Source organism: Neobacillus drentensis (assembly GCF_036962765.1).
Taxonomy (GTDB): domain Bacteria; phylum Bacillota; class Bacilli; order Bacillales; family Cytobacillaceae; genus Neobacillus; species Neobacillus drentensis_C.
Genome location: NZ_JBALOS010000032.1, coordinates 1 through 13,338, shown reverse-complemented (window position 1 = coordinate 13,338; position 13,338 = coordinate 1). Strand labels below are relative to the sequence as shown.

Below are 13,338 nucleotides of genomic sequence, written 5' to 3'. Positions count from 1 at the left end.
CTAATTTCCATTATTAAAGTCCTTTTTTAATTCCTCCATCCGATCCAGTAACTGAACCAATCGGTCATAGTTTGTGACCTGGCTTCTTAAGGATGGATGAAGCTTGTTGTAGGCCACTTTGCAGTCGTTGACACGATGCTTATAAGCTAACGTCAATTGATCCACATCAGGAAGAGCATTGATTTGACGAATGACTTCCGTTACCTTTTCATTCAAGTAAGCGGCACTATACCTTAGGCTTTCTCTTTCATCCTCCTGCTGGACGGTATAATAGATTCTTCCAGCCTCAGAACCGAAATCCAGCTGTTCAAAGGCGATGGTTCCGTCTTGGTCGGCCGTCTTTTCTGCCAGAATATCCTTTGCATCCAAGGACTTATATAATCGAACGGTTTGACCTTTTTTCACTCTTTCAATCGTTACCTTATCCTGGGCACCAGCGTTGTTTTCCGCCTTTACAAAATGCATCATCACGTTTTCTGTTCTCGGCAAAGCAGCACTTTCAAACATTTGCCAATCATAGATACGGATCGCTCCCCAAGGGGAAGTACCGCTGTTATAAATCTGCAGTTTGAATTCCCTTGCCGTAACAGGCTGATCTAACACCACATCTGTCACAGCTTTCGTATTATCAGTAATCCGTTTGGCGCTGATCCATTCGCCGTTTTGATTTTTATAAAGCAGCTCAAAATCCACGGTGTTCATGTTATTGGCTTCCCCGCCATATTCCGCATGCTCCACACGCCAGCGGCGGATCGTTTTCTCTTCACCAATATCAATGGTCATATATCCGGTTTTCATATTGGTTGCGCACCACTTACTATTGGCGAGGGCTGTTCCGTCCAGTGCTTTAGAGGCCGGTTCTGCCGCATTTTCCGCTGAGACAGAGGTTACCTTGGCCTTTAACGCCACATTCTGCGATGTAGGGTTTTTCTCGATCTCTGTTGCATCCGTCCCCATGCCCCAATCAAAAGAAATTGTGGCGGCTTGACCGCGTACATATTCCTGATTGACCGGCACCACTTTCAGTTTCGTGATGTTATCGGCCGAAGCATTTTCTATTGTTCTCGTAATATTTGGCGTATAGAAATAGTTATTCGGCGTTACGCCCAAAAGGGTTTCCACGCCATCGGCATTCTCCTGGTAAACCTCATAATGCAAGACATTCTTCTGCTCGGACCAGCTTAGGCGAGCTTCCGCCTCAAAGGCTGTTTTCGGAATCTTTTCCATAATTTTCACATCAGCAGGTTTCGTCAGCACGGCTGCTGCGGCATCATAGACGGACAGCTCGCCTAAATGAATCGAGTTGTTTTCCATTTTTTCAGCGTTGTTGACTTTCAGACTTAGCGCATAGGCTGTTTTCCCAGCATCCTTTCCAAGATCAACAACCGCTGTCTGCCAGCCATCACCCGACTTAGGCAGCGGATAATATTTCATGTTGCTTTGTGCATAGTCTTCACTATAGGCCACACCGAGCGACACATCCGCTCCCGATTGGTTTTGATAAACGACACGGACCTTGGTTGTGTCCGTAACCGGAAGCTTTGAGCTGTACAGCATCATGTCATTGACAGAACCTGCTTCAAGTGCACCGCTAAATTTCAGCGAATTGCCTCCGTTATAGGCTTTATCAAAATCATAGGAAACCTTGATTTTGCTGCCTTCACCTCGGATCCACCAGCGCCACGTCGGCATGATATCCTGGATGGAGCGGTTATTCCACTCAATGCCGCTGGCGATTTTTCCGTTCACAAAGTATTGTTTTCCGTGGCCGCTGTTAAAGTTTGTTGTAAATGGCTTTGTTTGGATTACAGATGCATCCGTGACAAAACGCGCCATCCCTTTCCAAGCAGCCGAATCATCGGCAAGGGTAGGATCGCCCTGTGGTCCTGTCCATAAATTCTTTTCTTTTTCATGGAAGTCAGCCGGATCAGCCGCTAACCCCATGGTCGAGTTTGGCGCATAAAGGGCAATGGAAACTTTCGGCTGTTTCTTTTCATCGAGCAGTGCATCAGTATTAATTTTGGTATTATAGGAATTCTGTTGAATTTCAAAACCGGCATAGGCATCCAACGGACTGCGGTTATGGCTTCGCATCGTTTCTACCGTGGTGTTAATCTTACTGGTTGTCCAGTTATAGTTTAAAAAGAACTCATCAACGGCATATTCCCCATCTTCTGCCGGTTTCACATACATGTCATTTTTGCTGTTGATGGAATCCTGATAGTTGATGGCTCCCGTATTGTCCTGCGCGTCATACCAGCTGACATTCAGGTTGGAATTCCGTTTAATATAGCGCATCATTTCATTCATGCGTTCAGCTGTAGCCTTACTGACACCAGACGTTTCCTGATTGAAAAAATAGCCATCAAAACCATAGTACTCCGCTACTTCCATCATCTTGTCGGCAACGGGGAAACTGCCATCCTGTTTCTGCTGTGTGAACTTTTCGATTTCGGCGACTCCCTCAGCGGATTTGCCCCATGGGAAACCAAGCGTGGCATAAACAGGCACCCCATTCCGGTGGGCGGCATCGACGATATCCGGTGTAGGGATGGCAAAAATCCCTTCATTGGTTCCTGACCAGTAAATATAGGAATCTAGTAATTGCCAGTTGTCGAAAGCATATACATTAAAATCATTGCTTCCGACAGAGCTGGCCTCATCATGATTCCAGTTCGTAATCGCCGCAGAGGTGATGCCAGCCTTAGGATTGGCCAGTGGATTCACCTGGGACCCTTTAAAGCGATTTTTGTTTAACGGCACACTGGCTCGGTTTATTTCGGCATCCGGGTCGTTTTCAGGCGACCAGTTCAGAAGGGTTTCCACCCTGAAGGCCGGAGCCAGCGGCTTTAGACTGAGCCTGTCAGCATAATTCTCATTGACGACGTCCGTCCCGTCCCCATTAACGGCGGCCTTTGCCCCGGGGACACCCAGTGAACCAAGTAACATGAAAGCAGCCGATACAGATAAAATTCGGCCGAACAATTTGCTTCTATTTCTCCTCATCTTGCTCCTCCTCTTAATTAAGCCGCGGGGACGGTTCTCATGGCTTTCTCCCAAGGTTCACCTGGAAAAAGCCAGCGGAACCGTCTCCATGGCCACATGGTCATGGTTATGGATTCAGAAATCCATGGACTTCAAATTCAAATATCCTCGCAGCCGTATCGCCGCCTTGGGTTGGTTTGTCAATCCACAAACGAACATAGCGTGCGTTTGTTAACGCGATGCTGTGTTCTGAAACCGCTGCTGTATTATCGGTCACCTTGACAGCTTCTGTCCAATTGACTCCATCCGTGCTTACTTCAATCCTAAATGCCTGGGTGTTAAAAGCTTGCGGTTCCCCGCCCGCTTGTGCATGGCGAATGACAAACTTGGAAAGGGCAAACTGGTCGCCCAGATCCACCTGCAGCCAATGAGGAGCATTTCCCAATGCGCACCATTTACTGTTGTCTTTGCCATCGAAGGCATACTTCGCTGCTTCAGTCGGAGCACATTGTTCACTGGCGATCGCGGTCTTATTCAATGCCACATTTTTAATGTCCTTGGCTGCTTCAGAAATGGTAATCATCGCTTCTTTTGTCAGGACACTTTCACCCTCGCTGTTTTTCGCAATCAAGGTAACCGTGTAGACGCCTTCTTTTTCATAGGTGACGACCGGATTTTCCTCATTACTCACTGCTGGAGTTCCACCTTCAAAGTGCCATTCCACCTCTTCTGTTACTTCTGATGAACGATTAAGAAAATGAATTTCCTGCCCCGGAGCCGCTACCGTTTGATCGGCACCGAAATCGGCTTCCGGCTTTGGATATGGCGGCCAATTGAAGGTAACCGTTGTTGGCTCGCTTCGTTTAAATTCTTTGTTCACCGCAACAATTTCCAACGTGGTGCTGCTTTCTTTGCCGCTTCTCTTCAGATTGGATAAGTAATACACCTTATTAGGGGTAGCACCAACAAACTCTTTTTGATTGTTTGGCAGTTTGCGGTATATTTCATAGTGGCTCACATCGGAATCAGACGGCTTCCAAGCAAGTGCAACGTCTCCATAGATTCCTTTATTAAACTCAATTTTATTTACCTTTCCATCGTTCGGAGCATGGATGGAATTGTGCTTTTCCTGTTTGTTATAAACCTTGATTTCTCCGATATTGCTCGTAAACTCTTTCACTTCCTGGTCGCTTTCAACCAAAAGCGAGATGGCCGCGATGTTTTTACCGCTGTATTTTTTTAGTTTGAATGAATCAGTAGTCCACGGTTGATCCGTTAGTTTTTTCACATCAAAGAACACAAATTGGTCGGGTTTGTCAGTAAAGCTGACTCCAAGTTTCATGTTTGGCTTTTTCAAATCTGTTTTGTATGTCAGCGAGATTTCCGTATCCTTTTGGATTGGCAGATTGGTTTTATAAAGCTTGATATGTGTTGGGTTGTCTGCCTCGATTGTTCCTGAAAGCTTTAACGAGCTGCCGCCGTAATAGGCTGTATCCCAATCGAAATCGACATCAACAGCCTGCCCGCCCTCTTTCAGCCAGCGCCAGGTCGGAAGAATATCCTGGAGACTGCGGTTATTCCAGGACTGATTGCTTACCGTCGTTCCATCTGTAGCGAAAAACTTGCCGCTTCCTGTATTAAAATGAGTGACAAAGGGAAGTTCCTCGATCGCAGTTTTAGCGGTAAAGTAGTGGGCCATCCCTTTCCATGCCCCGTTATTGCTGGTTGCAGCAGGATTTTTGGACTTTCCAACCCAGAATTCATTTTCCTTCTGATAAAACTCCTCCATAGTGCTAGCCGTTTTAAAGGCCCAGTCCGGACGATAAATGCCTAAAGAAGTTAATGGTGCTTTGCCCTCAGGGAATATCCCCTCCCAAGGAACGTTGGTGCTTGTCCCATTTGCTTCCACATCAATCCCGGTAAACAAATCATACGGGCTTCTGCCAATTTCCTGAGCTTTATTAACAGAAGACTGCTGGTTGCGCCACCAGAAGTTTAAAAACATACTGTCAGAAACACGTGACCCTCCGTCCTGCAAGAAGCTGCTGTTTCGATCGGTCAACGCATTTTGCCAGCTAACCTTGCCGTCCTTCGTCATCGAATCGTACCACATGATTTGCATCCCATCACTCTTATGCTGCTGTAGATAGACAAGGAAATCCTTCATTTTTTGAGCTGTCTTGACATCTCCGCCTTCGGTTTCTTGGTTAATAAACCAGCCGTCAAATCCGTAATAGCGTGCCGCTTCAAGCAGCTTGTCCGCCGCAGGGAAGGAGCCGTCCTCCCGTTGGGTCAACATTTGGTTCAGCCACTCAACCTTTCCGCCATAGACGGTCGGTGGAAAGAAAACGTTTCCTAAAATCGGTACGCCATTTTTATGGGCAGCGTCAATAACGTCTGCACTTGGCGGCACGATAATCCCTTCACCGGAAGAACCTGCCCAATACACCATGATGTCGACGTATTGCCAATAACTAAAGGTATTCGCCAAAAATTCCTTCCCGCCTTGAGAAGGTACACCACTCGTTGTGGGGTTGAGTGCAGACAAAGCCACTACCTTTGCATCTGACTGGGCATTGTCATTGACTTTGTATAACACTTCCCGTTTGCCCAATGGAACTTGGCTGCGGTTAAACACAGCATCCGGATCGTTCTCCGGCGTCCAATTCAATAATTGTTCGGGATACCAATAAGATGATTCTGGCTGTTTGGCATAGCTTGTGTTAGGTGATAACCCCACCACAAAGATGCCCAAAAAGAAAACCAGCCACAAAAAGCCCTTTTTCACGTTTTTCACTGTTTCTCCTCGCTCTCTATCTATTTTTTATATTGAAGCTTAAGTAAGCATGCTTCCCCTTTCCCTGAATGGGAATATAGAATGATAGCGCTGTCAAAATTGCCTTCGATGATGTTTTTCCGTCAGTCATTCCCATTTGACTCTTTTTTTCACATCTTATTCCGAGCAGATTGCTCCGTCAACGAATGCACAAAATGTGATTTAGTTTTTCCATAATCTCTAAGGTTTTTCCAGTCCACGGGATGTCCATGGGGACCGTTCCTTCTGGCTTTTTTAAGGAGAAAATCGGAAGTTTTGCGCGTTAAAAGGCCCGACTAACTGATAGAAGCTAATCGGGCCAGGGGGTCTAGTGCAACAAATAAGCGTAAAATTCAAACTATATTTTAAATACGAGAGAGTTTGTTTGTAAAACTGCCACATTTATTTGCGAAACTACTAAATTTATTTGCGAAACCATGAAAACAGATAGATTAATAAGTTTTTGCTAGGCTCAGATAGAAAAAAAAGAGAACAAGGTGTTAATCTTACCTCATTCCCTTTGATGATCCCTACCATTTTGCATAGTCGAAATCCAATATATCGGGTGTTTGATAACAAATCTAGCTAGTATGGTCAATCGGCTTGGGGGATTGAGGAAAAATGGGTGTAACAATGAAACAATATCGGGATTATGTGTAAATTTCATAATCCCCTAGGACTCATTCAAAAATGGATGAAACTGCGGACAAACGATATGAATTTTGTCATTGCTACGATACTTAAAAAAGCCAAAAGTGACAATAATTCCATTTATCAACATATCGATACAGAGAAAATCGGTGTGTTCGGGCACTAAAAAATCTAGTTGTTTAAGAGGATAGTATCGCTGCTATCCTCATTACTGCGTTAGGGAATTATACAGCATTGAAAACAGCCATTGTTACTTTTAGAAAAAAAGGCTAAAGGCAACTGTCCGTTACTATCCGACATCATTTCGGCTAAAAACCAAATAGGCTATACTAATCAAACGTTTGATTAAATGTTACCTCAGCCCACACCACTCCTGTAATTCTGATTTAAAATATGTCTACCCTGTTCTAAGCATGTGATACGATTAGTTCAAGTTCACCATTTAATTCAAATTCCCCCAAGCCGACTGGAATAATGAAATGTGTTCCTTTTGTCAACGGATATTTCTCACTATTGTGAACTAGCGTTCCATCACCCTTGATCACACTTAGAAGTAAATAGTGATTATTATATTCAAAAGCAGTCTTACCCTCTACTTCCCACTTGTAAACGGTGAAAAACTCAGACTCCACAAACGTTGTAATGGTTACATTTTCCCGCTCCTCAACTTTAGGAGCAACCCCCGCATTTTGATGCGGCACAGTCGTTACATCTATCGCTTTTTCTAAGTGAAGTTCCCTTAAATTCCCTTCAGCGTCCCTACGATCATAATCATAGACACGATAGGTTGTATCGGAACTTTGCTGTGTTTCTAATACAAGAGTCCCTTCACATAAAGCATGAATAGTTCCGCTTGGCACGTAGTAAAAGTCACCTGGTTTGATTTCGACTCTGCGAAGCAGTTCGGTCCATTTTCCTTCTTTCATTTTCTCGACTAATTCTTCTTTTGTTTTGGCATTGTGACCGAAAATCATTTCGGCGCCTTCTATACAATCGAGAATATACCAGCATTCTGTTTTGCCAAGTTCGCCATTCTCATGAACCTTCGCATATGTATCCTCAGGATGGACCTGAACAGATAAATCCATATTTGCATCTAATATTTTTGTTAAAAGAGGAAAAACTTCTTCCTTTGGGTTACCAAAAAGTTCAGGTTGTTCTCGCCATATTGCATCCAATGACATACCTGCATAGGGTCCATTTTCAATAATAGAGGGTCCATTTGGATGAGCAGAAATAGCCCAGCATTCTCCTGTTTTATCATTTGGTATTTCATAGCCGAATTCTTCTTGTAAAGCTGTACCGCCCCAAATTCTTTCTTTAAAAACTGGTTTTAAAAACATCGGTTGCATGTCTAATACCTCCATCATTTTTATTTTCTACAATCTCGATTCAAGGACGTGCTTACTGCTTTGCCTTTTTTGGACATAGTGTCATCTATGCCCATGGTATATGAATGGACTTTTATAAGGAAAAGAGAGCAATGGCTGCTCTCCTTCCAAATGGTATTTTTATTAATAAAATGCACTACTCACAATTGTTCTTTTTGGTTTCTTTCTATGTTAATGGATTGTCTCAAGCAATTTGAATGCTTCTTCTTTAGAAGTGATCTTTAACAATCGCTCTCTAAAGCTGTCATCCATTAGTTTACGTGATAGCATTTGTAAGATCTTCAGGTGGGCATCTCCTGCTGCTTTTTCCGGTACGGCAATCATAAAGATTAGTTTTGCATCTGTACCGTCTAAGCTTTTCCAGTCTACACCGTTACGTTTAATTCCAAAGGCAACAGCTGGCCGTTTAACCGCACTTGATTTTCCATGTGGAATGGCAATATTCATACCCAGACCAGTAGAAGATTCACCTTCACGGTTCAGGATCGCTTGTTTAAATTCTTCCCTCGAGCTTAAAACACCAGTAGCATCAAACTTTGTAATCAATTCATCGATAACACCGTCACGAGTTGTTCCGTCTAAATCAACTTCAATTAAGTCCAAATTCGTAATATCGGTCAATTTCTCGATTTCAGCCTTTGTAGCTTCTGCCATTACACCATTTCCTACTACAGGAGCAGCAGCTCGAGCTCCACCATCACCAACATCAGCAGCAGGCGCTGCCTCAACATCCTTCTTCAATGCCGTAACCATTAACGCTGTTACAACTACCCCAACAATAACTGCAACAAAGAACATAACGACATTGTCTACAGCACCTAACACGGCAACAATCGGACCGCCGTGGGCCACTTTGTTACCAACACCTGAAAGCATGGCAATGACCGAACCAACCATAGAACCTACAACGATACTTGGAATAACACGCAGCGGATCTTGTGCTGCGAATGGAATCGCACCTTCCGTAATACCGAATAAACCCATTGTGAAGGACGCTTTCCCTGCATCTCTTTCAGTTGGACCAAATTTGCGTTTGTTCAAGAATGTAGCTAGTCCAAGTCCAATTGGAGGAATACAGATCGCTACTGCAATCGGTCCCATAATTTCATAGTTTCCTTCTGCAATCATCGCTGAACCGAATAAGAACGCTACCTTGTTGAATGGTCCACCCATGTCAACTGCAATCATCGCTCCAAGAATCATCGCTAATACAATCGAACTTCCGCCTTGCATACTAGCAAGCCAGTCTGTTAAAGATTCAAATATTTGTGCAACCGGAGCACCGATAACGAAAATGAATAATAAACCTACAATAACAGATGAAAGAATTGGGATAAAAATAATCGGCATAACAGGTTGAACTGCTTTTGGCACCTTCAATTTCTTAATTCCAAGGGCTATATAACCTGCCAAGAAACCAGCAATAATCCCACCGATAAATCCGGCACCAGCTTCACTTCCATAAAAACTACCATTAGCTGCAATATAACCGCCGATCATCCCCGGCACTAGTCCTGGGCGGTCAGCAATACTTACCGCAATAAAACCAGCCAAGATTGGCACCATGAACATGAATGCTGTACCGCCTAGCTTTTCAACTTGTTTCCAAATAGAATCGTCTGGAATCACAATTCCTCCAGGTGTTTGCTGTCCGCCAAGAGTCAAGGCAATCGCAATTAATAATCCCCCAACGACAATAAATGGAACCATGTAAGATACACCATTCATCAAATGCTTATAAATGGGATTCTTTTTACTTTTACTATTCGTTGATCCACTAGCAGATGCTAATTCTGGTTTATAAACAGGAACATCTCCGCTCTGAATCTGCTTAATTAGTTTTTCCGGGTTCTGAATTCCATCTTTAACACCGGTAACAATGACTTTTTTACCAGCAAAGCGGTCCTTTGGGACCTCTTTGTCGGCAGCAATAATAATTCCATCTGCTTCCGCAATTTCCTGTTCCGTTAACGCATTTTCTACCCCAATGGACCCTTGTGTTTCAACTTTAACCTCTATGCCTAACGCTTTGCCTGCTTTTTGTAAGTTTTCAGCAGCCATATACGTATGAGCAATACCAACTGGACAAGCTGTTACAGCTAGAATTTTTCCCATAATGGTTTCCTCCTAATGAAAAAATATTAGTAATCGCTTACTTATATAATAAATCCTCTTTGTCCAGTAAATTTTTTTTATTTTTACCGGAAGTTGCGGTAAAAATCATTTTATTACAATAATAAGCAACGAAAAAAAGAGTGGATCACTCGATCTACTCTTTTCTGCACTACTTATTTATGATCCGTAGAAAATCCTGATAATTCTCTGCCTCTGTTAACTCATGAACAACCAATGGTGACTCACTAAGGGAAGCTATTTTTCCGATCACCGCGCGAATGTCTCCTTGATTTTCTTTTGAAATCGCTAGCAGGAATACTAATGAAACCCGTTCATCGCCCCACTCAATTGGCTCTTTCATGATTGCTGCTGCTATCGCAGATCTTTGAACCGCAGACGGATTTCCATGCGGAATGGCCACTCCTCCGCCGATCGCTGTAGAAGATTTCCTTTCCCGATTCACAGCGCTATGGATAAACTCTTTCCTAACATAGCCTTTGTTTAAGAGAGTAGTGGCAAGCATTTCGACAACTTCATAACGGTGTCCCTTATCCAAATGAAAAAACACAAGGTCTTCCGTCAATAATTGAGAAAAAGCATTTTGTTCTAGAAGGTCAGGCTTATTCTGTTTTACCTTCTTAACAAATTGACTTAACTTTTTCTTATCCTCCTGCCCAAATAGCGGTGATATGACGATGTACTCCAAATTGATTTCAAGAGGAACAGTAGAAATAATAAAATCAACGGGATGTTGCCTTGTATAATCTGCTACTTCTGCTTTGCCGATACAGGCTACTATATCAATGTCCTGATATTGCTGTTCAATTTTTGCCTCTAGCAAATGAGACATGCCAATTCCCATATGACAAACGATAAGTGCCTTCTTCTTTAGGTATCTTTTCCCCTCCATCCGTTCAATCGAGGCTTGAAAATGAAGAACGATATAGGCTGCCTCATCTTCAGGGATTTCTAAATGGAAAGTACTTTTAATTTCTTCGAGTGTCTCAATAACCATATTAAACATATAGGGATACATTTTCTTAATATTAGATAGCAGCGGATTAAAGATCGGAAAACCGTACTTAATTCGATCGATGACGGAGAGCATATGGACAGCAAGGCCGTTTAGTAAAACCGAATCGGCTTCAAAATCAAATAAGGTCAGTTTTCCCATTTTCGCAATGAACACACGTAGGACCTCTGCAACCTCTTCATCATATTCCATAACCTGTTCCGATCCCTCATCTACTCGCTTGCTGCTTATGAGGTGCCAGGTAAAATAGATCCGCTCTGCCTCAGGAAACGTGAGCCGAAATATGGATTCCAGCTGATTAAAAAACCAAATGGCAGACTGGTATTCCTTTCGACCAAGTGCCGCTTCCTTTTCAGACTCTTGGACAAATACAGAGGACCTTTGCCGGGTCCGTTTGATCATGATCAGAGCATGAACCAGCAGGCTCTCTAACGCATCATCTGTAAAAGTTATCGAAAACTTATCCCGCAAATCCTCCAGCGCTTTCCTCACGGTTGTCATTTCATAAGGCAAAAATAGATCCAACACAAAATTTTTCCCGTTTGAAAGAGAGGGAATGAGCTCTGATAAGTGAGCCAACGCGCTCCGTTTTTGCAGCTCTGTTCCCTCAATCACATTTCCAAGCCGTGGTTTAGTGATCAGTTCAAGATTAAATACCTGAAGCCAGTTCGCAATGTCTTCCATGTCTTTTTTAATAGCCGCTTTGGGCATGTAGTAAGAATCGGAAAAATACTGTAAGGTTATAGCCTTATTACTAGTTAAGAGCTGATAGGTGATTTCAATCAACCGCTCTTCCTTTGATTTGGGTTCACTAGAAAATAGACTTCGCAAAATGGCAGACCGTTCTCCTTCGCCAATTTCAATCATTATTCCAAAACCAGGCTTACGGGTCAGTCTAGCGCTGGAATAATCAAGAAGAAACTCCTCTATCCGGTCTAAATCATTCCTTACTGTTTTCTCCGCACAATCAAGCCCCTCCGACAAATCCCTTATATGCAAGGCCCCTTCTTCATTCGTCAGCAATATTCTAAGTAATTCCTTTTGTCTATTATTCATTCCTGCACCTGCTCCAAATAACGATACAGTAAGTGTATCTTTCTTTTGACATCTATTCAATTGGAACAAGGTACAGTAGTACCCGTATTTACTTCAGAAGATTAATGATTTCAGTTGCTTTTTCTAACGAAGCACTCTGAAGCACATTAAAACATTTTCACCACATTTAACGATAATCTTCACTAAAGACTGTCCTCTCTCTCCTTTATGAAGTCTACATTTTCTTTTTCTACTTCATTTAAAGAGCCATCAAAGGAATGGTCTGGATGATACCATGATTTACTTGAAAAATAGGTTTGCAAATCCTGCGATTTAAAGATATAGCCATGACGCGCGTAGATCTCATTTCTGGCTAAACGCAGCTGCCCTTTTGTAAGATTAGCAATGTCTTCTACACTCATCACCCTCTTATCACTAGCAGGCAAAATATGTTCTGAAGAGGAAAGATTTGAACTTTCATGACTTTTTTCTTGACTAGCTTGATCGTTATTTTCTACATCTTTATCTTTTGATTGATCCATTGTTTTTGTAGCTGCTACATTCGATTTAGGTTTCGGTTTCGGTTTATCAAAATCTTTAACCATTAAGGTAACGCTTATGACGAGCAGCAAACCTGTAATCGATCCGATCCCTGTTAATATTCTCGTTTTCGAACGATTTTTCTTTATTTCCATGCGCGTTTTTTGGGTTGAGGACATGTTTTTATTATCTTCTGCAACCCTCGAACCGCAGTTTGTACAGAATCTACTAGATTCATATAATTTTTCACCACAATTTTTGCATAAATCCATTTAAACATTCCCTTTCTATCGAATATTCCTTAGTAAAGGACATCTAAAATTCTATACTTGCAATCAAACATAATTATAGAACAAAAAGAAGATGTAATTATTTCAAACAGATTATTCTGATATGACAGCAGCATTTCAATTCAAAGCTCCAAAATCTAAATCCGGGGAACTAAGATTTATTTAACGGTTTATCTTATTCAATGGGCGAATCTGGGGTCATAATGAGCGAATTTTGGGCTTTTATGGGCGAATCTTATGTTTCAATGGGCGAATTAATGAAACAACACTCTATTAGACCTGGGCGATTTCAATTCCGTTAAGGTAGTTGGGACACGCGTCCTTGTGAGAGTAGAACGTTGCCAGGCACATCAAAGACAACCTAAAAAAGGTTGTTTTTGTGTTATGAAGTGGAAATTGGTTAATGTTAAATAATTATGGGTTTTACATGCTTGTTTACGGTCCAATGTCTATCTTAAGCGCTCCGATAGACAAAACTCATGA

6 protein-coding genes are annotated in these 13,338 nt (G+C 42.5%); all 6 read right to left on the bottom strand.

All coding sequences use genetic code 11. The annotated features are described in order from the left end of the window. Positions 1-2,763 carry an endo-beta-N-acetylglucosaminidase gene (locus V7137_RS05430; RefSeq protein WP_335697114.1) on the bottom strand — a complete coding sequence of 921 codons (2,763 nt, stop codon included), beginning with the start codon at positions 2,761-2,763 and terminating at the stop codon, positions 1-3. Between the two features lie 349 nt (positions 2,764-3,112). After that, positions 3,113-5,782 carry an endo-beta-N-acetylglucosaminidase gene (locus V7137_RS05425; protein ID WP_335697113.1) on the bottom strand — a complete coding sequence of 890 codons (2,670 nt, stop codon included), beginning with the start codon at positions 5,780-5,782 and terminating at the stop codon, positions 3,113-3,115. Positions 5,783-6,858: 1,076 nt separating this feature from the next. Continuing rightward, the gene (manA, locus tag V7137_RS05420; protein WP_335697112.1) at positions 6,859-7,803 is read right to left on the bottom strand and encodes a mannose-6-phosphate isomerase, class I; all 945 of its coding nucleotides are present in this window, start codon (positions 7,801-7,803) and stop codon (positions 6,859-6,861) included. Positions 7,804-8,013: 210 nt separating this feature from the next. Beyond that, positions 8,014-9,957, bottom strand: a complete 1,944-nt coding sequence (locus V7137_RS05415) for a PTS fructose transporter subunit IIABC (protein WP_335697111.1) — start codon at positions 9,955-9,957, stop codon at positions 8,014-8,016. A 169-nt stretch (positions 9,958-10,126) separates the two neighbouring features. After that, entirely contained in the window at positions 10,127-12,046 is a 1,920-nt protein-coding gene (locus V7137_RS05410) for a BglG family transcription antiterminator (protein ID WP_335697110.1), read from the bottom strand. A gap of 182 nt (positions 12,047-12,228) precedes the next feature. After that, a complete protein-coding gene (locus V7137_RS05405) occupies positions 12,229-12,837 on the bottom strand; it encodes a YARHG domain-containing protein (protein ID WP_335697109.1) in 609 nt (202 codons plus the stop codon). Positions 12,838-13,338 lie beyond the last annotated feature (501 nt).